We start from the raw sequence: 23,628 nt of genomic DNA, 5'->3' as shown, positions 1-23,628 counted from the left end.
CCCAGTAAGCGGATCCCCATCCGCTTCGCGACTCCCACAGCCGCGGTTCGAAAGTCTAGCAGGTCCGGGTTTCCTCCCGCATAGGAACCCGTGGAACGATGGAGGCCGCACGCGATGCGCGTGGGGGACAGGGGGCGGACGTGGGGACACCGGTCACGGTCATCGTGCCGACGTTCAACGAGCGCGACAACATCGCCGAGCTCGTGGCACGGACTGCGGTCGCGCTCGAGGGGTGGGACGCCGAGATCCTGTTCGTCGACGACAGCACGGATGACACGGCGGCCGAGGTTGCGCGGGTGGCGGCAGATGCTCCGCTCCCCGTGCGCGTGATCCACCGCTCCGAGAACACGGGCGGACTAGGCGGCGCCGTCGTCGTCGGGCTCGAGGCCGCGGCCTTCGACATCTGCATCGTGATGGATGGCGACCTGCAGCATCCGCCCGAACTCCTCCCCACCCTGCTCGCCCGGTATGCGCAGGGAGACGCCGATGTCGTCGCCGCGTCCCGCTACATCGGCGGAGGGGACACGAGCGGCCTCGGCACCGCTGTGCGCTTCGGCGTCTCCCGCGTCGCGACGTGGCTGACGCGGGCGATGTTCCCGATCCGTCTCGCCCGCAGCACTGACCCGATGACCGGGTTCTTCCTGGTCGATCGCGGTCGTCTCGACCGCTCGACGCTCCAACCCCGGGGTTTCAAGATCCTCCTCGAGATCCTCGCTCGCAACGATCTGCGCATCGCCGAGGTGCCGATGGAGTTCGCCGAACGTCGACACGGCACGTCCAAGGCGAGCATGCGTCAGGGGGCGATGTTCCTCGAGCACCTCGCGCGCCTGCGCTTCGGCAAGATGTCGTTGTTCGCACTGATCGGTGCGATCGGCGCCGCCGCCAACCTCGGGATCATGTGGGCGCTCACCGCCGCAGGGGTCCCGTACATCTGGGCGGCGATCATCGGTGCCGAGGTCACGATCATCGGCAACTTCGTGCTGCAGGAGCGCTTCGTGTTCGCCGATATGCGGACCGACGCGCGCGCCCTCGGCATCCGCTTCGCCAGCTCCTTCGCGTTCAACAACATCGAGGCCGCACTGCGGATCCCGGTGATGGCTCTGATGGTCGAGTCGTGGCACATCTCGAGCGTCGTCGCGACCGGCCTCTCGCTCATCGTGGCGTTCTTCGCCCGCTTCCTGTTCCACTCGCTCGTCGTGTACGCGCCTCAGCGGCGACGCAAGGGTGAGGGCGATGGCGCCGAGCCCCCGACGGACACCGCGGCCCAGCGCGTGATCCGTGCCATCGATGCCGAGGTGATGAAGCCCGGCGAGCTCTGAGGGCGGGGCTCCTTCCGGAGCCGGTTTCGAGGGCGCTCGGCGACTCCTCTCTTGCCAGGACGGGCGAGGGGGTCCATAGTGGGCTCGTGGAATCCGAGGGCGGTCCCTCGCTGTCTCTCACCTGGGCGCATCGTGTCGAACAGTCGGCGCGCACCTGGGAGCAGAGCCACGCCAGGGGAGAGGTGCCCAGCATCTGGCCGTACGGTCTCGATGCACTGCGTGACCACGCGGCGGTCGAGGTGATCGACCTCGCCCCGCCGGGCCGCGTCGCGCGAGCTCGTGCGCGATTGTCCATGGGGCCGCGCCCCGTCGACGGTCTCACGCTGACGTGGGATGAGAACACGGCCTATCGGATGCAGACGACCCACCCGCGGACCCGATTCGCCACCGGGGTGATCTGGCTCACGGATATGGCCGAGACCGGGGAGGCACCGGCACGGATGGTCGCGATGCTCGGCAGGGCAGAGGCCGCCTGGGTGCTCAGCGACGCACAGGTCGAACCCCTGCGAACGATGCTCGGGCACGGACCGACGCGCGTGTTCGCTGTCCCTTTCGGCATCGACAGCGCGTTCTTCGTCCCGAGGTCCTATCCGGACCGGCCGCGGATCGTGAGCGTGGGGAACGACCGCGACCGCGACCCCGCCACCCTCTATGCGGCGCTCGCCCGGGTCCTCGCCATCCGTCCGGAGACCGAGGCGGTGGTGCAGACGCGGTCGGACCTCGACCCGCCGGAGGGGGTCCGGGTCGTGCGGCACATGCCGCATGCCGACCTCCGCGACCTCTACGCCACCGCGAGCGTGGTCGTCATCCCGACCCGGCCGAACCTCCATGCCTCCGGGATGACGGTCGCACTCGAAGCGCTCGCGACGGCGCGTCCTGTCGTCGTCACCGATACCCCGGGGATGGAGCAGTACGTGAGCGAGGGGCGCACCGGCCACCTCGTTCGTCCGGAGGATCCCGCCGAGCTCGCCCTCGCGCTGCTCCGACTGCTCGACGATCCGGGACATGCCGCCGAGCTCGGGCGGAACGGCCGGATCGAGGTGGAGCGGCGTTTCACGACGCAGATCATGGTCGCATCTCTCGTGCGAGGGCTGCTGGCCCCCGCCTGACGATGCGCCGGGTGCTGCCGAGGCGCCCTAGCGCTTGGCGCCGCGGCGCTTGACCCGCACGGCGGCGCGGAACGCGTCCGCGTGAGCGCGGCCGGCGTCGGCCCAGTCGCGGCGGGAGAGATCGGGCGAGCCCGTCAGCGTGGTCGCGGACCGCCACGCCTCGACGACGGTCGGCGCATCGAGATCGCCGTCGTACATCAGCACCCACTCCGGTCCGACTTCGCGTCCGAGAGCCTCGTTCGCCTCGTTGCGGGGGACGAGCACCGGTCGGTCCATCGACAGGGCGGCGAGGACGCTGCCCGAGTTGTGCATGAAACGGTAGGCCAGCACGATCAGGTCGGAAGAGGTCGCGAGCTGGACGAGTTCGGCATCGCTCAGGAAGTCGAGGTGGAGCTCGACGCCCGGGAGATCCGCGGTCCGCGCCCGGAGGTCGTCGCCGAGCTCAGGGGTGGACGGCCGCCCGCCGATCCGCAGGCTCAGCGTCGGCTCGACCGTCACGGCCTCGGCATAGGCGTCGATGAAGCCCTCCAGACCCTTGTAGCGACGGATGCCGCCGAACGACCCGAGCTGCCCCGTCACCCGCTCCGCCGAGGGGAAATTCGCGTACCAGCCGCGGTAGTCGCCGTGCAGGATCAGGCTGTGCGGGGTGCCGGGGGCGAGCGGAGTGGTCTCGTTGATGACGATCCGGTAGTCGGTGTGGCGATCGATGAAACGCAGCAGCCACAGCCGAGGCGCGTTGTCGTCGGGGAGTTCGATGTTGTGCACGGTGCGCACCACGGCGATGCGACGGGAGAGGCGGTGTCGGAACACGAGCGCCGTCGTGAGGAGGAACTTGCCCGTGGACTTCCACCACGTGGAGCCGTGCAGCTTCGCCTCCGGCCAATGCCAGTGGAAGGCGTCGTAGCGTCCGAACAGAGCCGTCCCCCAGGAGAACCGCAGGCGGGTCAGGCCCTCCGTGGATCCGAGCGCCTCATCGAGCATCTTGTTGTACGGGTTCGTCGTCGGACGGGGGGCGCCCAACGATTGCATCACGCGGATGCTCGATGCGGTGTCGGTCATGGTCGTGTCATCCTCCGATGGGCGGCGGTACTCGTCATAGCGACGGCCGAGGGCGGCGGCGATGGTGCCGCGGCCGCGGTGCACGAGGCGGGTTCCTCTGGCGTGATGGGTGATGTTCGAGGTCAGTGTTCCGAAGATCCTGCGCAGGCCGCCGACGACGATCCGGGCCACGCCGCCCACCAGGGCCTTCAACCGCAGGATGCCGCGACGGATCTTCCCGTCGGTCAACATCAGCTGGATGCGGGTGCCGGCATTCGCGGAGCTGTATGCCCGTTGCGCCGCCCAGGCGCGGCTCAGGCGCGACGCGACGACGAGATCCTCTGTCTCCGATTCGTTGCACCACACGATCAGGCCGCCACGACGTGCGAGCTGCCGCGAGAAGAGCGTGTCCTCCCCACCGCCCAGACCGAGGGACGGATCGAAGCGCAGCCCGAGCCGACGGACGGAACGGAGGTCGAGCAGCAGGTTGCCCGCGGCGGCCACCTGCAGCACGGTGCCCGTCCGTCTCGGCGGTCGCCGGAACGTGCCGGACGCGAGCAGCCACGGGTCGACGTCCTCGTCGAAGACCGAGATCACGCGGCCCATCACGGCGTCCGCACCGTGTTCGCGCCAGACCTCGATGAGCGAGGAGAGCCATGCCTCCCGAGGGATCTCGTCGTCGTCGATGAAGGCGAGGAGATCGCGATCGGCGCTTTCATCCAGGATGCGGTTGCGCGCGGCGACGATCCCCGGTGCGGGTTCGACGACGTAGCGCACAGGGAGATCCGCGTCCGCGGCGATGCTCCGCGCAGAACCCGCGGGGTCGTTGTCGACGACCAGCACATCCACCGCGACTCCGAGGTCGGCGCATTCGGCGATGCGTGCGGGGAGCGTCCGGAGCAGGGCCGCCAGAAGCTCGGGCCTCCGGTACGTGGGTACGCCGATCGTCACAGTGATCATGTCGTTCGATTCCGGTCCCCTGCTCATCCGCCCCATCCCCATGGCAGTATCGCGCCTCGACTCCGACGCCGGCTCATCGTATCGTGAACCCCCTGATACCGATCTGCGGGGGCTGCTCTCGCGTATAGTCGTTGTCCTGGGAGTCGACGTCGGTCGCGACTCTGGGGAATTCGACCGACGACCCGAGGCGATCCGTGACCCGGATCCGGGGGGAGGATCGCGTGTCAATCGAGCACGGACGGCTTGCCGTCGTCGTCGTCAACTACGCCTCGGCGCGGCTTCTGCAACGCAATCTGGTGACCGTGGAGCGCGAAGCGCGGGCGATCGATCCCGACGTGCTCGTCCTCGTCGTCGACAACTGGTCGAACGCCGACGAACGGCGGGCCGCCGGCGAAGTCGCCGACGCGCACGGCTGGCTGCTGATCGAATCGGAATCGAACTCGGGTTTCGGCGGCGGCGTCAACATCGGTGTCACGCGCGCGCTCGCCGAGGGGGCGACCGACGTGCTCGTCATCAATCCCGATGCGCACATCGACCGCGACTCCCTGCGTCGACTCGCTTCCGTCACCGCAGCCTCACGCACCACGCTCGCTTCGCCGGTCATCACGGATTCCGATGGGAGAACCTGGTTCGCCGGCATCGACCTCCTGCTCGACGACGGCACCATGCGCGCACGTCGCAAGCGCGTCGACGGCGATGCGCAGCCGTTCGAACCTTGGCTGAGCGGGGCCTGCCTGTGGATCACGCGCGAAGTGTGGGAGCTCGCCGGCGGTTTCGACGACGACTACTTCCTGTACTGGGAAGACGTCGACTTCTCTCGCCGCGTGGTGTCCGCCGGCGGCTCGCTGATGCTCGTCGAAGACGCCAATGCGGTGCATGATGAGGGCGGCACGCAGCGCGCCGAACCCGAGACCTCCCGGGCGAAATCCGAGGGGTATTACTACTACAACATCCGCAACCGGATGCTGTACGCGGTGCGTCATCTCGACGATGCCGCGGTGCAGCGCTGGCGCCGGTCCATCCCCCGCACGGCCAGAGAGGTCATCCTCCGAGGTGGGCGACGGCAGCTGATCCAGTCGGCCGCACCGATCCGGGCCTATCTTCGCGGTGTCCGCGAGGCCCGTCGGATCGCGCGGACCCACGCAACGGTCCAGAAGGGCAGGAAATGGTCGTAGACGCATATCACCGTCTCGCGCGTGCGCAGAAGGGGCACGCCCGAGGGGCACCCGCGTACTCGGTGTACGTCAACCGTCGTATCGGGCGGGTGCTCGCCGCCGTGGCCTACCGGATCGGTCTCACCCCCAACCAGGTGTCGATCATCAGCGCGGTGCACTCGTTCGTCGCGATCGGACTGATCGCGTTCGGTCCCGTGAACGTGCCCATGGGGCTGCTGATCGCCCTCCTTCTGGTGCTCGGGTATGCCTGGGATTCCGCGGACGGCCAGGTCGCACGTCTGCGCGGCGGGGGAAGCCCCCAGGGCGAGTGGCTCGATCACTTCATCGACACGATCAAGATCGCCTCGCTCCATCTCGCCGTGCTCATCGGGCTCTACCGCGTCCTCCCCGAGACGCCTCTGCTGCTGTTGATCCCGATCGTGTTCAGCATCGTGGCCACGACCACGTTCTCCGGAATGCTCCTCAACGACCTGCTCAAGGGAAAGCACGCGGTGGCGTCGACCCATGAGCGCGGCGGCGGGACCCTGCTGCGGTCTCTCATCCTGCTGCCGACCGACTTCGGTCTCGTGTGCCTCGTGTTCGTCCTGTGGGGATGGACCCCGGCGTTCCTCGTCGGCTACGGCGCACTCTGCGCGGCCGCCGTCCTGTTCCTGGCGCTCGCCGCGGTGAAGTGGTTCCGCGAGATCGGAAAGCTCGGGGAGGCCGCATGACGGACGAGAAGATCCTCGTGGTCTGCGCCGCCAACGTCTGCCGGTCGCCTCTGGCCGAACTCGCGTTGAGGCGGGGGCTCGGGGCGGATTCGCCCCTCTCGGTGAGCAGCGCGGGCATCCGAGCGAACGCGGGCGACCCGATCTGCTCGGTCGTGGCGTCGTTGCACGACGACGAGGAGTGGCAGGCCCAAGCCCGGGCGCACCGGGCGCGACCGGTCACGGTCGAGCAGATCGAGCAGGCGAGCATCGTGCTCACGGCTTCGCGCGACATCCGTGGCGAGCTGGTGCGACTGGCACCGCGGTCGCGTGACTGGATGTTCACGATCAAGGAAGCCGCCCACCTCGGTGAGGGCTTCGCGTCGTCTGCTCCGGATCGGGTGGCGGAATATGTCGCCCACCTCGACCGGGGTCGATCGAGAGCCGTTCCGTTGGCCGCGTCCGGAGGTGTCGGGACCCGCCTGCGGCAGCTCTTCGGAGGCCGTACGACCGTCGACCCGACGAGCATCGCCGATCGCCACGGAAGCCGCGGACACCTGGAGACGATCTCGGAGGTCGAGGCCTCCGTCGCGACCATCCTGGCGCAACTCGGAGGACATCGGCGACACTCTTCTTGAGCGAACACTTGCGATATTCCGGTCCTCGCACTACGATTAGCCGACGCCGCGTTCTACGCGGTTGAAGGGGACCCGAAGCCGAGGGGGCTTTGGGAACGGGGAATCTGGGTTCTGGGGAGCTGCAGTGTTCAAAGTTTCATCATGCCGTTCTGGGGACGGCTCTTCGCGCTCACTACGAGCGATGGTCGTCGCGCCGTTGGTGGCGCTCGCACTCGTCACGGCCGGCTGCACCGCAGCGCCTGGCGCGTCCGAGACGCCGGCGCCTGAAGGCACCAGCACCACCGACTGGACGCCGCCTTCCGACACGGAGACCGAAGGGCCCACCGAGGCTCCGGCGCTCACCGAGCAGAGCGGGGCGCTCGACGCACCGATCGCGCTCTCCACCGACATGGTGGTCACGATCGACAAGATCTCGACGACGACCATCAAGCCCGAGACGCCCGGCGAGTACGCCGGCTCCGCAGTCGTCGTCACGCTCTCCGTGTCCAACGACTCGAAGCGCGCGCAGAGCGTCGATTCCGCCGTCGTCAGCCTCGTCACGGACGACGGCGACATCGGCGTCTCGACCACCGCCGGCCCGAACGAGCCCCTGCAGGGCGAGCTCGCCGCCGGCGCGAAGGCCACGGGGACCTACGTCTTCATGCTCGACCCGACTCGGGGCCGCTCGGTGAAGATCAGCGTCAACTACGCCGCAGGAGAGCCGGTGGCGACGTTCGCCGGCCAGCTCTCCTGACGCGCACGCATTCTTTCGCATCACTTTCGGTTTTTCATCGCACTAACTCATTTTCGAAGAAGAAAACTGGCGGCTGGGGAGTCACTATGGGGAACACATCGACCACGAGGCGGGCGCTGAGCGCGCTTGCGTCTGTCGTGACGGCGGCATTGCTCGTCGCCGGCATGACGACACTGGGTGCACAGGCGGCGTCGGCAGACGTCCCGTCGACACCACCGCCCCTGCTGCAGCGCGACGACAACGTCGTCACGTCGGATCCGATTCCGACCGTGCAGATCGACAACGGCTACGTCTGGTCTCAGACGACCATCGGTTCGACCGTGTACGCGGTCGGCAAGTTCGACAACGCCCGTGCGCCCCTGGCTGCCCCGGGAACGAGCCTGACGGCGCGTTCGAACGTTCTCGCCTATGACATCAACACCGGCCAGCTGCTGTCGTTCGCCCCGCAGGTGAACGGCGTGATCAAGGCTGTCGCCGCCTCGCCCGACGGAAGCCGCATCTACATCGGCGGCTCCTTCAACTCGGTCAACGGTCAGGCGCGCTGGAACTTCGCGGCCCTCGACGCCGTGACCGGTCAGCTCGTCCCCGGATTCTCGCCGTCCATCGGCGGCAGCGGCGTCTACGCGCTGGCCACCTCGGGATCGAGCGTCTACGTCGGCGGCCTGTTCACGCAGGGCAACGGAACGGCTCGCAAGAACCTCGCCGGCTTCAACGCCGCCAACGGTGCCCTGCTGAGCTGGGCACCGCAGACCGACCTCCAGGTCGACGCGATGGTCATGGACCCCGCGGGTCAGAACGTCATCGCCGCCGGCCGCTTCTCGCAGGTGAACGGCGACCTGACCATGCGCGGCACCGTCGCGCTGGACAAGACGACCGGTGCCGTCGACTCGTCGTGGGCGCTCCCGCAGACGGTCAAGAACGGCTCCAACACGGGCAGCAACTCGGGCAAGGCCGGCATCTTCGGACTCGCGGCCGATGCCACGGCCGTCTACGGCACCGGCTGGGTCTACGCCGACGCCGCCACGGGAAACCTCGAGGGCACGTTCGCGGCGGAGGCCGGAACCGGACAGGTCCGCTGGATCGCCGACTGCCTCGGCGACCACTACGGTGTCTACTCGACCGGCAAGGTCGTCTACACGACCAGCCACACGCACGCGTGCGGCACGATGAACCTGCACCCCGAGCAGAACCCGCGCACGCACCGCTACTCCGAGGCGTACACGGCCGATGCCCGCGGTTCGCTGGGCAACCAGCCCGCAGCCGGCGGCACCTACAAGAACTGGGCGGGCACCCCCGCGCCGTCTCCCTACGCCTGGACGCCCGACTGGGCCGTCGGCGTGACGACGGGCCTGGGTCAGGCCGGACTCTCCATCACCGGCGCCGGCAACATGATCTCGATCGGCGGCGAGTTCCGCTCGGTCAACAACGGTCGATTCGAGGGCCTCGTGCGCTTCTCGACGAACCCTCCGGGCGGAGCCAAGGACGGACCCCGCCTCGCCGCGGCCAACTGGACAGGCACTGCGCAGTCGTTCATTCCGGGTCGCGTCCGCGTCTCGATCCCGGCCAACTGGGACCGCGACGACCTGACGCTCACGTATGAGCTCCGTCGCACGGGCACGGCGATCCCTGTCGCCACGACCACGGCGAACGGAACCTGGTGGAACCGACCGGCCGTCATCCTCGAAGACAAGACCGCCACGCCGGGGTCGCAGCAGGAGTACACGGTCGTCGCGAAGGACGGCAACGGCAACACCGTGAGCAGTCAGGCGATGTCCGTGACCGTCGCATCGGGCACGGTCTCGAGCTACACCAACGCGGTCATCACGGATAACCCGCAGCTGTACTACCCGTTGGGCACCGCGCCGCAGGACTGGGCGGGGGCGAACCCGCCGGTGTTCGGCTCGGGCGTGACGTCGTCGACCTCCGGTGTCGAGAACACCGCCACCGGTGCCTCGACCTTCTCCGGAACGAGCACGGGACGAATCTCGTCGACCGACAAGATCGCCGCCCCGACGGAGTTCTCGACCGAACTGTGGTTCAAGACGAACACGACGACCGGTGGGAAGCTTCTCGGCTACGGGAACGCGGCCTCGGGTGACTCCACGAGCTACGACCGTCATCTCTACATGACGAACAACGGTCGACTGGTCTTCGGCACGTACAACGGCAGCACGCAGACCGTACAGAACTCCACGGCGTTGAACAACAATGCGTGGCACCATGCTGTGGCCACGCAGAGCGCTGCCGGCATGAAGCTGTACATCGACGGCGCTCTCGTCTCATCGGCAGCCGGTGCGACCACTGCCGAGAACTACGTCGGCTACTGGCGCGTCGGCGGGGACAACCTCAACGGCTGGCCGTCCGCGCCGAGCTCGATCAACTTCAAGGGTGCGCTCGACGAGGTCGCGGTCTACCCCTACGCGCTGACCGCCGCACAGGTGCAGACGCACTACGGCATCGGCAAGGGCTTCCAGCCGCCGACCGCCGCCTTCACCGCGACGCCGACCGATCTCGCGGTGGCGTTCGACGCCAGTGCATCCGCGCCGACCGGCTCGGCCACGATCACCGGCTACAGCTGGGACTTCGGTGACGACTCGGCGACGGCCACCGGCCAGACGGTCTCGCACACCTACACCGCCGCGGGAACCTACACGGCCAAGCTCACGGTCACGGACAGCAACGGGCTGGCTACCACGACCGAGAACCCGGTCGTGGTCCAGGCGGCGAATGTGCTGCCCACCGCCTCCTTCGAGGTCACGGGCACCGGTCTCTCGGTCTCCGCCGATGCCTCCGCCTCCACCGACTCCGACGGCACGATCGCTTCGTACGACTGGAACTGGGGCGACGGATCGACGTCGAGCGGCCAGGTCGCCAGCCACGTGTACGCCTCGGCGGGCACGCGCGCGGTGACCCTGACCGTCACCGACAACCGTGGTGGCACGGCGACCACCACGCGTGAGGCCGTCACGACCCATGCGAACCCGGTCGCGACGTTCACATCGACCGCGTCGGGAATGAACGTCGACGTCTCGGCCGCAGGGTCGAGCGCGTCCGACGGGGCGACGCTCTCCTACTCCTGGAACTGGGGCGACGGAACGCCCGCGGGTACAGGGGCGACCGCCGGCCACACGTACACCCAGCCGGGTGCGCATGACATCACCCTCACGGTCACCGACAGCCTCGGCGGCTCGGCGAGCGTCACGAAGTCCGTGACCGTTCAGGCGCAGGTGTTCGCAGCATCCGACTCGTTCGGCCGCGTCGTCTCGAGTGGCTGGGGCGCGGCTGATGTCGGCGGCACCTGGGCACCCATGAGCGGTTCGGCCGCCGTCACCTCCGTCGCCGACGGCGTCGGCAAGGTGAATCTCACCCCGGGCGAGACCCGCGAGATGCTGTTGCAGGGCACGTCGCTCCTCGACACGTCGGCGCGGATCACCTACTCGCTGGCCTCCGGACCGTCGACGGGTGTCGCGTACGAGGGACTCGGCGCACGTCGCTCCGGTTCGAACGGCTACCGTGCGCTCGCATGGCACCGTGCGGACGGCACCACGTGGCTCGTGATCCACCGCAACGGAACGGCCATCGCCAGCACCGCGGTCGCCGGTCTCACGTGGACCGCGGGAAGCACTTTCAACCTCGCCATGGAGACCACGGGTTCCGGAACCACGACGATCCGCGCGAAGCTGTGGGCGGCCGGCGCTGCAGAGCCCGCCAACTGGCAGCTCTCGACCACGGATGCGACGCCGGCCCTCCAGGCCGCCGGAGCCCCGACGGTGTTCTCCTACCGAGCCGGCAGCGCGACCGGCACCAACCTCGCGAGCTTCGACGACTTCACGCTGAAGAACCTCGGAGCCGCGACACCGCAGCCCGAGCCGCAGCCCGAGCCTCAGCCGACGAACGTCGCGCCGACCGCCGCGTTCACGGCGACGGCCACGGGCCTGACCGTCAACGTCAACGGCGGAGCGTCGACCGACTCGGACGGCACCATCGCCTCCTACGCCTGGAACTTCGGAGACGGAACGACAGGCACCGGAGCGACGAGCTCGCGGGCGTACACGGCGGCGGGCACCTACACGGTGACCCTCACGGTGACGGACGACAAGGGCGCGACCAACACCGCCACCCAGCAGGTCACGGTCACGGCACCTCCTGTCGAGCCGCAGCCTGAGCCCAACCCGGCAGCGCTGGCGAGCGATGAGTTCGACCGCACCGCTGGTCCCGGCTGGGGGAGCGCGGTCACCGGCGGTGCCTGGAGCATCGCGGGAGGCTCGCAGGCGGCGGCGACCGTCGCCGACGGCCAGGGCAAGCTGAGCCTGGTCGCCGGAGACACCCGTCATGCGACGCTCAACACGACGTCGATCGGTGATGCCCTCCTCGAGACGCAGTTCCGCGTCGATCAGGCTCCCGCCGCGGGTGGCGCCTACATCGGAGTCATCGCCCGTCAGACGGCCGCGGGGAAGTACTTCGCCCGCGCGTGGCTCCGTCCCGACGGAACCGTGTGGCTCGTGGTCCACCGTGAAGGGACCGTGGTGCTCACGCAGGCCGTGCCCGGGCTGGTCTGGGCGGCGAACACGTCGTACAGCCTGAAGGTGTCGGTCACCGGGTCGACCTCGACCGCCATCTCGGCGAAGATCTGGGCGACGGGTACCACCGAGCCGGCGAACTGGCAGATCAACGCGACGGATGCGACGCCGCTGGCTGCGGGAGCGGTCGGCCTCAGCGGCAACCGGTCGGGCAGTTCGACGGCGCCTCTGAACGTCTCGTTCGATTCGTTCCGCGTCACCGCGCCCCAGTAAGATCCTGACGCATGGCCACTGCTGTTCCGATCGCGCTCCTCGCCGTCGGAGGAATCGCAGCAGTGGCCATCGTCGTGTTCGTGCTCCGGCTGATGCCGCGCACCGCTTTCGTGGCCTGGGCGTGCGTGCTCTTCTTCGTGCCGCTCTGGGTCGGCGTGAACGTCGGCTTCTACTGGGCGGCGATCACGCTGCTCACGGCTTTGATGATCATCGTCAACTGGTCCGTCGTCCCTCTGCGCGCCGCGGATGCCTGGGTCGTGGCGTTCATCATCGTCATCGTCGGACTGTACGGCTTCGGCTCGGTGGACCTTCCGTCTCTCGTCGCCGCGCTGCTCGAGTGGGTCATCCCTTACCTCTGGGGGCGCGTCGTCCTCGCCCGCATCGCGCCGGGGTGGGTCACGTCGACGATCGCCGTGGTCGCGATCATCGCCGCGGTCCTCGGCATCGTCGAGTTCTTCACGTCGTTCAACCCGTTCGTGCTGATCCCGGGATCGGGCGTCATCTACGACACCTGGAGCCCTCTGCAGGAACGCGGCGGGGTCTTGAGGGTGGAAGGCGCGTTCGGGCATTCGATCGCCCTGGGAGCGGCCCTGGCGATGTCGTCGGCGTTCATCGTGGCGACGAAGTGGCGTCTGGTCCCGAAGATCGGCGGCGTCGTACTCATCGCCGTGGCGACGGTCCTGACGTTCAGTCGCGCGGGTCAGCTCACCCTCGTGCTCACTCTGGTGCTGTCCACGTTCCTGATCGTCGGGGTGTCCACCCGGTTCCGGGTCGCGATCGTCACCGCCGGCGTCATCGGCACCGTCATCGCGATCCCGATCATCGACTCCGTCTTCGGGGCGGCGGGCGATGAGGCCGGCGGCAGCGCGGACTATCGGACCGACCTCCTCGTGCTCCTCCAGCAGGTGCAGCTCTTCGGCAATCCGGGAGACTGGCATTCGCTCGTCTCGGGTGACTTCTACCTCGGCTACTTCGCGCGCTCCGTCGACAACGCCCTCGTCCTCACCCTGCTCCGCTACGGCTACGTGCCGACCCTGCTGATCATGGCGGCGATCGTCTGCGCGGCGATCATGACCGTGCGACGTTCGACCCGGAGCCCGGCGTCCATCGCCGTCGTGGGGCAGCTGCCGAGCCTCGTGGTGGTCGCACTGATCACGCAGTACAGCATGTTCCTCTGGTTCTGCGTGGGGCTCGCGATCACGTGGGCCCGCGACGCCGACGCGCTCGGTGGAATGCGCGAGGGACCTGTGGAGATACGGCGGGGATCGCTCGAGACTTCGCGCCAGCCCCGTGGCGCCGTGGAGCGCCCTGCACAGTCATGAAGTCGTGGAATCGAACACTCCTCTAGAATCGAAGTCTGAGGGGGAATGGGGAGTCATGGGCGAGAGCCGGGTGAGTCTGCGCGTCATCGCCAGCTCGTTGCGCAAGTTCTGGTGGATGGTCGTGCTCTTCGGGGTCGTCGGGGCCGCGGGCTCCTACGGGTATGCCTCGCTGCAGACCCCGCTCTTCCAGGCGACGACCTCGCTCTACTTCGCTCTCAATCAGGGCACCAGCGCCTCCGACCTCAACCAGGGCTCTGTGTACACGCAGAGCCAGATGCTGTCCTTCGCGCAGCTCGCGACGAGCTCGCGGGTGCTCGATCCCGTCATCGAGGAGCTCGGTCTCGACACGACGCCGCGCGCTCTCGCGCGTGACATCGAGGTCACGATCCCGCAGAGCACCGTGACGCTGCGCATCACGGGGATCACCGATGACGCGAAGGAGGCCGCCGAGCTGGCCGACGCCGTGGCCGAACAGCTCATCATCGTGGTCAAGGATGTGGCACCGAAAGACCCGCAGGGCGAATCCACGATCACCGCTCAGGTGATCGATGACGCCGTCGTGCCCGAGTTCCAGTTCACGCCGAGCAAGCCTCGCGACGCTCTCCTCGGAGGCTTCCTGGGTGGCGTCCTCGGACTCGCCATCGCGGCGTTGATCGGTGTGCTCGACACCCGCATGCGCACCGAGGAGACGCTGACCGAGGCGGGCGGCGACCCTGTGCTGGGCGTCGTCTCGAAGTCTCCGCTGCTGGCCATGCGCGGTATCGCTGTGGCCCAGGAGCCGCTGGGCCACACCTCCGAGGAGTTCCGTCGCATCCGCTCGGCGCTCGCCTACGCGAACGTCTCCTCACGGGTGAAGGTGCTGCTGGTGACGTCGGGCATGCCGTCCGAGGGCAAGTCGACCGTCTCGGTGAATCTCGCCATGACGCTCGCCGGGCTGCGCAACTCCGTCCTGCTGATCGACGCCGATATGCGGCGGCCGCGGGCTCACGAGCACGCCGGCATCGACGGCTCGATCGGACTCACGAGCGTGCTGCTCGACGAGGTCGAGTTCGAGGTGGCCAAGCACAGCGTGGCAGACAGCACACTCGACATCCTCCCCGCCGGCACCATCCCGCCGAATCCTGCGGAGTTGCTCACCTCCGCTCGCATGGCGCAGCTGCTCGACTTCGCTGCGGCGGAGTACGACTACGTCGTGATCGATTCTCCGCCCATCCTGAGCGTGGCGGACGCGAACCTCTTCGCCACCCAGACCGACGGCGTGATCCTCGTGGTCGACGCGACCAAGACCCGTCGCGCCGCCCTCGCGAAGAGCGTCAAGTCGCTCGAATCGGGTGGCGCGCGCATCCTCGGCACCGTCCTGAACCGTGCTCGTCCGGATCGACACCGCAGCGAGTACTACAGCGACTGACGCGATGCCTCGACGCGGAGACACCGCGCAGGCGACGGAGTATATCGGTGTGACGCTGTGTTTCGTTTGTCTTTGCCCCGGTAGCCGGGTATTCTTCATGAGTTGCGAGGGGGACTCGCTCTTTGCTGCCGGGGTCTAAACTGCGGCGGAGATGCGGGGTGATCATGAATCTGCCCCAGAAGACGGTGACATCGTGTCCACTCCGTTCCTCGATCTCGCATCACGCGAGTCCGCGACTCCGCCTCGGCGACGCTCTCGAAAGCTCCTCGCAGGTGCACTGACGGCCACCCTTGCGCTCACTGCCGCGCTGGCAACCGTTCCGTCGTCGGCATTGGCCGACGACGCCGTGACTCTCGCACAGTCCCAGGCATCGGCGGACACCCCGGTCATCGACGATGACATGGATCGCGCCGTCGGCTCCGGATGGGGCTCGTCGCCCGAGGGGCCCTGGCGCGTCGTGGAGGGAACGGCGAGCGTGACAGGCGCGCAGGCCCTGCTCGCGAGCCGTAAGCCCGGAATCACCGCCCGAGCGACCGTCGACGGTGTCGCCGCGACCGACGTGGACAGCCGCTTCTCGCTGACCGTCCCCGAGCTTCCGGTGGGAGGGCCGCTCTACCTCTCCCAGGCTGTCCGCGTGTCCGGTGCCGACTCCTATGGGGTGCGTGTGCGCGTGCACCCCGACGGCTCTGCCTATGTGTCGATCGTGCGTCTCACGGACCTCATGCGCGTGCAGCACCTCAGCGAGCGCAGACTCCCGCTCACGGTGACGGGCGACACCACGCTGACCGTGGCACTCAGCGTCACCGGCACGAGCCCGGTGGAGTTGGGCGCCAAGGCCTGGGAATCGGGCGCTGCGGAGCCGACTGACTGGCAGGTGACGTACTCCGACGATTCGGCTGACCGGATCCAGGCGGCGGGTGGCTACGCCTTCTCGCTCTACACGTCTTCGGGTGCTCGGACCGCCGTTCCGGTCGGAATCGACGACGTCTCAGTCACCACTCCCACCACGGTGCCGGAACCTTCCACCGAGCCCACGCCTGCGCCGGAGCCGACGCCTGCGCCGGAGCCGACACCTGCGCCGGAGCCGACACCTGCGCCGGAGCCCACGCCTGCGCCGGAGCCCACGCCTGCGCCGGAGCCGACGCCATCCCCGTCGCCCGAGCCGACGGCCTCGCCGACTCCGGCTCCTACGCCGAGTCCGACGCCGACGCCGACGCCGACGCCGACTCCGACTCCGACTCCGACACCGGTGCCCGAGCCCGAGCCGGTGCCGCCGGGAACGCCGGAGGGCGTGCGCGGGACTCCCGGTGCCCATGCGCCCGGAACGCTCGCCTACGACGCCCCGGCGACGGCGGTCTATGTCGCTCCCTCGGGAGTCGACGGAGCCTCGGGAACCAAGAACTCGCCCGTCAAGACGGTCGCTGCCGCGCTGCGCGTCGTTCCGAACGGAGGGACGATCGTCCTGCGCGGCGGTTCCTACCACGAGGAGATCGTGGTGCCCGCGCAGAAGCGGGTCACGATCCAACCGGCACCGAACGAGTCGGTCTGGCTCGACGGTGCGAAGCCGGTCACGGGGTGGAAGGCCTCGGGACGCACATGGGTCGTCGAGGGCTGGAACACGGCTCTCGACGCCAGTCCGACCTACACCAAGGGGGCGCCGGACAACACTCAGGCCGAGTGGCGCTTCGTCGATCCGGCCCACCCGATGGCCGCACACCCCGACCAGGTCTGGGTCGCCGGGGTGCAGCTGCGGGAGGTGGCCTCTGCATCGCAGGTCTCGGACGGCACCTTCTTCGTCGATGATGCGGCCAAGCGCCTGGTGATCGGAACGAACCCCACGGGCGCATCCGTCGAGGCGAGCGTGCTCACGCAGGCTCTGTCGATCCGCTCGGCAGGCAGCGAGGTGCGTGGAATCGGCGTGCGCCGCTACGCCACCAGCGTTCCGCAGATGGGCACCGTGATCGCGGCAGCCCCGAACGTCGCGCTCACCGACGTGACCATCCGCGACAACTCGACGACGGGCTTCTACTCGTGGGCCCCCGGGACGACGCTGACCCGCGTGTCGTTGATCGGGAACGGCCTGCTCGGAGGAGGAGCTTCGCAGGCGGATGGGCTCAGAGTGGCCCAGATGCTCTCGGTGGGCAACAACATGGAGCACTTCAACGATTCCCCGGTCTCCGGCGCCTTCAAGGTCACGCGGACTCGCGGGGTGACGGTGACGGACAGCGCATTCACCGGCAACGACGGACGAGGACCGTGGTTCGACGAATCGGTGCTCGACATCGCGTTCACAGGCAACGACGTGATCGGCAACACCGGCCACGGCGTCATGGTCGAACTGTCGGAGCGGGCCGTGGTGGCCGACAATGTCATCGCCCGAAACGGCGAGTTCGGGCTGTTCGTGCTCAATTCCGGCAATGTGAAGATCTGGAACAACACCTTCGTCGGCAACGGCAACCGGAACATCAGCATCGGGATGGATGCCCGACGCGCGTCCGACCCGAACACGCCTGGCCACGACCCGCGCACACGGTACGCGCCGCAGGCCTCCTGGATCGTGCGCAACGTCGTGATGTCGAACAACGTCATGGCAGAGAGCGCCGGAAACTGCCTGGTCTGCGTGCAGGACTTCTCCATGCAGTACACCGGGTCCCAGATGGTGTCGAGCGTCAACGGGAACCTCTACCAGCGCACATCGCCGGGGACGCCCCGATGGTTCTCCGCGTGGTCGAAGGGATCGGTCTCCAGGGACCCCGCCGTGAGCGATACGCTCGCCGGGTTCACGGCCACGACGGGTCAGGACCGTCGTTCGCAGTTCATCGAGGGTGCTCCGGTCGTCGATGGCTCCTTCGCGCTGCTTCCGCCGTTCGCCGCCGCCCAGGGCTCAGTTGCCGTCCCGGTGCCGTCTGATATCGCCTCAGTATCACGACTCCCCGGCAGCAGCACGACGCTGGGGGCCCTGCCCCGGTGACGATGTAAGCATGGGCTCTCTTCTCGCCGTCGGCGCGCGTGCGCTGACGATGGTCATCGCGCTGGTCTGTGGCGTCCTCACGACCCGGATGATCATCGGCGGTGCCGGCGTCGACAGCTTCGCCCTGTACACGCTGCTGACGACGATCCCCTCTCTGCTCACGTTCACCGACCTCGGCAGCGGGGCGGTTCTGGTCAACGCGGTCGCGACGAGCGAGAACGTGCGTACAGACGAGAAGCTGCGATATCAGCTCACATCGGTCGGCCGCGTTCTGCTGATGTTCGCGGCGACGGCGATGGCGATCAACACGATCCTCGTGCTCACCGGAGCCTGGGAGCTGGTGTTCGGCGAAGCAGGCGGTCGCCCCGGCGCTTCGCTGGCCGCGTTCTACTGCGTCACCATCTTCTGCCTCGGCATCCCCCTCGGGGTCTGGGCGCGGATCATGCTGGGGCAGCGCCGCAACCACATCGTCATCCTCCTCCAGGGCCTGATCTCACCCCTGACCATGACCGGTGTCTGGCTGATGCTGACGTTCGGCGGTGAGAACCTTCACTCCTTCGTCGCCATCGCCTCTTTCGCGGCCTCCTTCATCGTCTCGCTGCTCGGCATTCTCATCACGGCGCGCACGACGTCCCCCCTGATTCCCGCGGCTGCGCGGATGGTCCTGCGCCCTCGGCGGTATCCGGGAGTCCGGGTGATGGACGTGGGGTGGCCGATGCTGGCGCAGATGGTGACCTATCCCATCGCCGTGGGTTCCCAGCGGTACGTGATCGCCCAGCTCGGTGGTCCCACCGATGTGGCGGAGTACGGAGTGGCGGGACAGGTCTTCTTCGCGCTCAACGGACTGGTGATGGCGGGTGGTCTCGCGCTCTGGCCCCATTTCGCGAAGAGTCGCCACGACGGCGATCTCCGGCGCGGACCGTTCCTGCTGTCGGTCCTGTTCGCGTCCGCCATCGCCGTCGCGACCGTGATGGTGTGGCTCGTCGGTCCGTGGCTGTTCGGCTTCATCACGCAGGGTGAGCTCACCGTGCGGCCGAGCACGATCTTCGCGTTCGGTCTGATGATCATGATGACCGCGGCGGTGTACCCCCTGGGCATGTTCATCATGGACAAGCCGGGCATCCGCTTCCAGGTGATCCCCACGCTGAGCATGGCCGCCGTCGGCATCACGCTCTCGTTCGTGCTGACCCCGGTGCTGGGGATCGCCGGACCGTTGATCGGCGTCGCCTTCGCGCTCGTCGTCTGCCAGCTGATCCCGTTCTCGATCTACATCGTCCGGAACAAGAAGCGGCTGACGGTCGGAGATCTCGACCCGGTGTAGTCCGATCCGGGCGGATCGACGCCGGAGACAGTGTGTCGGCGGCCGTCAGCTCAGGACGTGCGCTGTGATGCTCGAGCGATAGACAGCGGGAGCGTGTCGACGGAGTGCCTCTGCGCGGCTGTCCGCGACGCTCGAGACCATCTCGTCCCAGCGGGTGTCGATATCGGTCAGGGCCGTTGCGATGGAGTCGGGGTCGCCCGCGGTGACGAGCTGCGCAGTGCCGTAGCCGCCTGCTGCTTCCCGAAGACCGCTGCTGTCGCTGGCGATCACGGGGCGCAGGGCGAGGATCCCCTCGACGGCGGTGTTCCCGAAGGGCTCGTCGATCCGCGAGGGGACGAGGAGCACATCGGTCTTCTCCAGGAACGGCCAGATGTCGGTGTGGAACCCGGCGAAGTCGACGGAGACCCCGGCATCGGCTGCCTGTGCCCGCAACTCGGCCTCGAACCACTCGTAGCCTTCGAAGACTGCGCCGAGAAGGGTCACGTCCACAGCGCGTCCGGCGGCGTGCAGTCGGGAAGCCGCCTCGATCACGAGATCGGGCCCCTTGCGAGGGGAGAGACGTCCGATGTAGAGCACACGGAGCGGCCCGTCGGTGTGGGGGCGGGGCGATACCGGATGCGGGGGAGAGGCGACACCGTTGTAGACGACGTGTGAGCGCCGGGCGAGGGCGGGCAGCGCGGCGTGGATCGTGTCCAGACTGAATCGGCTGTTCACCAGGGTGCGGTGGGAGGCCAGGTGTGGGGAGTAGAGGATGCCGTTGACGAGCCGGTTTCCCGAAGCCTCGGCCTCATGGACGTGGCTCACCGTTCGGATGCCCCGCAGTCGGGCGATCAGCGGCCATTCGGGGATGATGATCGTCGACACGTAGACGACGTCCGGGCGTAGGCGTCCGAGCAGGCGCCACGCGGCACCGAGGCCACGGAAGGTGTCACGGAAGAGTTTGGGCAGCCCTCGGGGCGTCAGGAGGACTTTGCGCAGCACGAGCATCGGGACGATGACGACCTCGACCCCGGCAGCACGCAGTTCCTTCACGAGGAGCCCGGAGCTCGGAAGGGCGACGACGACGCGCGCCCCGGACTCGACCAGGCCGATCGCGCTCTCCAGGAGCATGCGGTCGGAACCGAACAGCTCGGCACCCGGATGCACGAGCAGGACGGTGCGCTGCCCTCCGTTGCCGCTCATGAGCCGTCCGCTCCGGCGTCCGCCGCGGCGGGAGCGGGGGCCCAGTCCGTCTGTCGGCGACGTGCTCGTCGCGCCGATGGGTGGATGGTCGCACGCTCGGCGATCCGATGCGCGAGCGTTTCGTACTCGTCCGCGACGTCGTCCCAGCGGAACCGGGTGCGGGCGATCTCCCGCACCGCCGTGCCCCGTGCCGCGGCGAACGCCGGATCGGCCTCGGCCGCCACGACGTGCGCAGCGACATCGGCGGCGTCGGCGAAGAACCACCCGTTGCCGTCGAGTACTTCGCGGTTGAAGGGAACGTCGAAGCCGATCACGGCGGTCCCGGCCCCCATGGCCCGAAGGAGCGAGGGATTGGTCCCGCCCACGGAATGTCCGTGTACGTAGGTGAGCGCATTCGCGTACAGTGCGTCGAGCAGTTCCTGGTCGTACACGCCACCGACGAGGCGGATCCGTTCGTCGCCATCGGCCACGCGCTGTATCTCCTGGGTGTATCCCGCGCTGTACGGCGCGGAGCCCACGACCACGAGAGGGAGCTTCGCGTCGCTGTCGCGGTAGCCCTCCACGATCTCCAGCACGTGATTCTCCGGCTCGAACCGCGCCACGACGAGGTGATAGCCCTTCGTGCTGAGCCCCATCTCGGCCACGCCGCGTTCGGGAAGCTCGTCGAGGATGGGGGCGCCGTAGCGGATGAGTTCGGTGGGCACATCGAACTGGTGCCGGTAATAGTCGGCGATCCCCGGCGCATCGGCGATCAGAGCGTCTGCCGTGCGTACCCCGAACTGCTCGGCCCAGCGGTAGTACGCCTTGCCTCGTGGCCCCCATTTGGAGCGTCGCCATTCGAGACCGTCCATGTGCAGCGCGACCGGTGCACGACGCAGCCGGAAGAGGGGCAGGAACGGCGAGTTGGCCGCGTTGAAGACGAACGTCGCGTCGGGACGCCGGCGGAACACGAGGTGCAACGCCGACAGCCCGGTGTGGCTCAGCGTCTCGATCTGCTTCACGGGGACGGCAGGAAGATGCACGACCCTCATGCCGAGGTACTCCTTCTCACGCCGCTCGGAGCCGCGGGTGTACACGACGACATCGTGTCCGCGGTCCGCGAGTCGGCGTCCGACCTCTTCGATGGCGGTTTCGAAACCGCCGTAGGCCGCGGGCACTCCTCGGGTCCCCACCATCGCGATGGTGAGGCGGTTCGAATTGCTCATCCGATCAGTATGCCCCGCTGGGCTGCACCATGACCTTGGCGGTACGCCACATGATCTGCAGGTCGTTCATCACGGACCAGTTCTCGACGTACCGCAGGTCGAGGCGGACGCTCTCATCCCAGGAGAGGTCGCTTCGCCCGGAGACCTGCCACAGACCGGTGATGCCGGGCTTGATGTAGAGGCGCCGGAAGACGGTGCCGTCGTAGTCGGTGACCTCGCTGGGCAGCGGCGGGCGCGGCCCGACCACACTCATGTCGCCGATGAGGACGTTCCAGAACTGCGGCAGCTCATCGAGAGAGAGTTTGCGCAGAACCTTGCCGACGCGGGTGACGCGCGGGTCGTCCTTCATCTTGAAGAGGAGCCCGGCGCCCTGGTTCTGTTCCTTGAGGGCGGCGAGCTGCTTCTCGGCATCCGTCTTCATCGATCGGAACTTGACCATCTTGAAGCGGCGACCGTCACGGCCGACGCGCTCCTGGAAGAAGAAGACCGGACCGGGGGAGTCCAGTTTGATGAGCACGGCGAGCACGGGAGCCAGCAGACCGATCGGGATCAGCGCCAGCGTCGCCACGGCGACGTCCAGTGCACGCTTCAGGAGGTGCTGGCCGCCTTCGTAGGTGGGGATCTGCACCTGGATCAGCGGCAGGCCCTCCACCGGGGCGAAGGAGATGCGGGGACCCGCCACATCGGTGAGTCGGCTGGACAGCACGAGTTCGGCAGCGGTCCCTTCGAGCTGCCAGCTCAGCTGCTTGACGAACTCGGGCTCACCCTCGGGGCGGCTCGCCACGATGATCGTGTCTGCACCGACTTCGGCCGCGACCGACGACACGGAGTTCACGTTCCCCAGAACCGGGAACCTCGTGTCGTCGATCACGATGTCGCGCGCGTTGCCGTCGAGCAGCGTCGCGCCGACCACCTTGTAGCCGGATGCGCCGATCGGGTGCAGCGTCCGGACCACATACTCCACGTCGTCCCTGTTGCCGACGACGAGAGTGCGGGAGGCGAACCTCCCCTGGGAGCGCTGCTTCTGCAGCCAGTGGCGCCACAGCCACCTGGTCACCAGAAGAGTCAGCACACCGACGGGCAGCCCCAGCAGCAGCGTCAGTTGCATCGACTTCCATGCGAGCAGGACCGCCACGATGGCGATGATCCCGAAGGCGAGTCCCGAGGCGTGCACGACGCCCCGATACTCGGTGGCACTAGCGCGGAACAACGCGGCGTCCCGCGTGTGCATCGCGCTGAGCATGAGGTACCACAGCGCGGCGAGCGGAATGCCGTCGCGCATGACCTCGAGCCCGGAGACGCCGGAGGCCAGCTGGACCGCTGCCGTCAGACCGAGCGCGAACAGGATGACAGCTGCATCCGTCGTCCGCAGACGCATCCGATAGCGACGCTCCCACTGACGGCGTCTTTCCAGAGTCGCCGAAGCACGCGGTGTGACCACCGTGCGCGTCACCGACTTGGCAGCTCGCGGAGCCGCGACCGGCACGAAGCCCGTCCGAGCGATGCTCAGAGCATCCTCGACGGAAGTCATGCCGAGGCCTCGTGAGCCATGAATGTACGCAAAAATCCCCAGTGCGACATGTGTTTCCCCAGTTTCCCCAGACCATGAACCCCACGTTCACGGCATTCGTCTGCGTCCCGACCCCTCGGGTCCTGCTGAAACTCTCCGTGATTCCCACATCACGGAGTGCGTTCTCACCGTCCCACACGGTGAGCGCTGACAGCAGGCACTGCAGACCTGATCCACTGTAGCGGAACATCGTCGCCA

Annotated in this window: 15 protein-coding genes; 11 read left to right on the top strand and 4 right to left on the bottom strand. The window is 68.1% G+C overall.

From position 1 onward, the window contains the following. Positions 1–98: 98 nt before the first annotated feature. On the top strand, positions 99–1,319 hold the full coding sequence (locus GZ64_RS0109980; RefSeq protein ID WP_021198752.1) for a glycosyltransferase: 1,221 nt from the start codon (positions 99–101) through the stop codon (positions 1,317–1,319). A gap of 86 nt (positions 1,320–1,405) precedes the next feature. Then, complete coding sequence (locus GZ64_RS0109975; protein WP_029266296.1) at positions 1,406–2,428, top strand: glycosyltransferase family 4 protein; 1,023 nt, start codon at positions 1,406–1,408, stop codon at positions 2,426–2,428. Positions 2,429–2,455: 27 nt separating this feature from the next. Here GZ64_RS0109975 and GZ64_RS20185 read toward each other — a convergent pair whose 3' ends face one another. Next, positions 2,456–4,426, bottom strand: a complete 1,971-nt coding sequence (locus GZ64_RS20185; RefSeq protein ID WP_051667934.1) for a glycosyltransferase — start codon at positions 4,424–4,426, stop codon at positions 2,456–2,458. A 221-nt stretch (positions 4,427–4,647) separates the two neighbouring features. On the opposite strand from GZ64_RS20185, the gene GZ64_RS0109960 reads away from it, so the two are divergent. From GZ64_RS0109960 to GZ64_RS0109920, 9 genes are all read left to right on the top strand, one after another. Next, positions 4,648–5,601, top strand: a complete 954-nt coding sequence (locus GZ64_RS0109960; protein WP_021198749.1) for a glycosyltransferase family 2 protein — start codon at positions 4,648–4,650, stop codon at positions 5,599–5,601. Then, entirely contained in the window at positions 5,592–6,311 is a 720-nt protein-coding gene (locus tag GZ64_RS0109955) for a CDP-alcohol phosphatidyltransferase family protein (protein WP_021198748.1), read from the top strand. The genes GZ64_RS0109960 and GZ64_RS0109955 overlap by 10 nt, the downstream gene beginning before the upstream one ends. Beyond that, positions 6,308–6,925: an arsenate reductase/protein-tyrosine-phosphatase family protein gene (locus GZ64_RS0109950; protein WP_051667932.1), complete on the top strand. Its 618-nt coding sequence runs from the start codon at positions 6,308–6,310 to the stop codon at positions 6,923–6,925. Before GZ64_RS0109955 ends, GZ64_RS0109950 begins: the two co-directional genes overlap by 4 nt. Before the next feature lie 181 nt (positions 6,926–7,106). Beyond that, entirely contained in the window at positions 7,107–7,658 is a 552-nt protein-coding gene (locus GZ64_RS0109945; RefSeq protein WP_231479863.1) for a DUF4352 domain-containing protein, read from the top strand. Positions 7,659–7,744: 86 nt separating this feature from the next. Then, entirely contained in the window at positions 7,745–12,451 is a 4,707-nt protein-coding gene (locus tag GZ64_RS0109940; protein WP_051667930.1) for a PKD domain-containing protein, read from the top strand. An 11-nt stretch (positions 12,452–12,462) separates the two neighbouring features. Further along, positions 12,463–13,773 carry a hypothetical protein gene (locus tag GZ64_RS0109935; RefSeq protein WP_051667928.1) on the top strand — a complete coding sequence of 437 codons (1,311 nt, stop codon included), beginning with the start codon at positions 12,463–12,465 and terminating at the stop codon, positions 13,771–13,773. A 55-nt stretch (positions 13,774–13,828) separates the two neighbouring features. Continuing rightward, positions 13,829–15,181 carry a polysaccharide biosynthesis tyrosine autokinase gene (locus GZ64_RS0109930; protein ID WP_029258764.1) on the top strand — a complete coding sequence of 451 codons (1,353 nt, stop codon included), beginning with the start codon at positions 13,829–13,831 and terminating at the stop codon, positions 15,179–15,181. Positions 15,182–15,374: 193 nt separating this feature from the next. Continuing rightward, entirely contained in the window at positions 15,375–18,152 is a 2,778-nt protein-coding gene (locus tag GZ64_RS19865; protein WP_051667925.1) for a right-handed parallel beta-helix repeat-containing protein, read from the top strand. 10 nt (positions 18,153–18,162) lie between these two features. Then, a complete protein-coding gene (locus GZ64_RS0109920) occupies positions 18,163–19,473 on the top strand; it encodes a hypothetical protein (RefSeq protein ID WP_021198741.1) in 1,311 nt (436 codons plus the stop codon). Positions 19,474–19,518: 45 nt separating this feature from the next. Here the strand turns inward: GZ64_RS0109920 and GZ64_RS0109915 are convergent, their stop codons facing one another. From GZ64_RS0109915 to GZ64_RS0109905, 3 genes are read right to left on the bottom strand one after another with little or no spacing between them, the layout of a single operon-like run. Beyond that, entirely contained in the window at positions 19,519–20,655 is a 1,137-nt protein-coding gene (locus GZ64_RS0109915) for a glycosyltransferase (RefSeq protein WP_029259644.1), read from the bottom strand. Beyond that, positions 20,652–21,860: a glycosyltransferase gene (locus GZ64_RS0109910; RefSeq protein ID WP_021198739.1), complete on the bottom strand. Its 1,209-nt coding sequence runs from the start codon at positions 21,858–21,860 to the stop codon at positions 20,652–20,654. The genes GZ64_RS0109915 and GZ64_RS0109910 overlap by 4 nt, the downstream gene beginning before the upstream one ends. Before the next feature lie 4 nt (positions 21,861–21,864). Further along, positions 21,865–23,391 carry a sugar transferase gene (locus GZ64_RS0109905; protein ID WP_029259646.1) on the bottom strand — a complete coding sequence of 509 codons (1,527 nt, stop codon included), beginning with the start codon at positions 23,389–23,391 and terminating at the stop codon, positions 21,865–21,867. Positions 23,392–23,628 lie beyond the last annotated feature (237 nt).

Origin of the sequence: Microbacterium sp. Cr-K32 (assembly GCF_000708345.1) — a bacterium.
Taxonomy (GTDB): Bacteria; Actinomycetota; Actinomycetes; order Actinomycetales; family Microbacteriaceae; genus Microbacterium; species Microbacterium maritypicum_A.
Note: the sequence above shows the minus strand (reverse complement) of the source record. Positions and strands in the feature narration are given on the sequence as shown.

Bases quoted from the DNA above. Each gene is read 5' to 3' on its own strand.
- GZ64_RS0109980 (WP_021198752.1), top strand. From the start codon at position 99: ATGGAGGCCGCACGCGATGCGCGTGGGGGACAGGGGGCGGACGTGGGG.
- GZ64_RS20185 (WP_051667934.1), bottom strand. From the start codon at position 4,426: ATGATCACTGTGACGATCGGCGTACCCACGTACCGGAGGCCCGAGCTT.
- GZ64_RS0109955 (WP_021198748.1), top strand. From the start codon at position 5,592: ATGGTCGTAGACGCATATCACCGTCTCGCGCGTGCGCAGAAGGGGCAC.
- GZ64_RS0109950 (WP_051667932.1), top strand. From the start codon at position 6,308: ATGACGGACGAGAAGATCCTCGTGGTCTGCGCCGCCAACGTCTGCCGG.
- GZ64_RS0109945 (WP_231479863.1), top strand. From the start codon at position 7,107: ATGGTCGTCGCGCCGTTGGTGGCGCTCGCACTCGTCACGGCCGGCTGC.
- GZ64_RS0109940 (WP_051667930.1), top strand. From the start codon at position 7,745: ATGGGGAACACATCGACCACGAGGCGGGCGCTGAGCGCGCTTGCGTCT.
- GZ64_RS0109935 (WP_051667928.1), top strand. From the start codon at position 12,463: ATGGCCACTGCTGTTCCGATCGCGCTCCTCGCCGTCGGAGGAATCGCA.
- GZ64_RS0109930 (WP_029258764.1), top strand. From the start codon at position 13,829: ATGGGCGAGAGCCGGGTGAGTCTGCGCGTCATCGCCAGCTCGTTGCGC.
- GZ64_RS0109920 (WP_021198741.1), top strand. From the start codon at position 18,163: ATGGGCTCTCTTCTCGCCGTCGGCGCGCGTGCGCTGACGATGGTCATC.
- GZ64_RS0109915 (WP_029259644.1), bottom strand. From the start codon at position 20,655: ATGAGCGGCAACGGAGGGCAGCGCACCGTCCTGCTCGTGCATCCGGGT.
- GZ64_RS0109910 (WP_021198739.1), bottom strand. From the start codon at position 21,860: ATGAGCAATTCGAACCGCCTCACCATCGCGATGGTGGGGACCCGAGGA.
- GZ64_RS0109905 (WP_029259646.1), bottom strand. From the start codon at position 23,391: ATGACTTCCGTCGAGGATGCTCTGAGCATCGCTCGGACGGGCTTCGTG.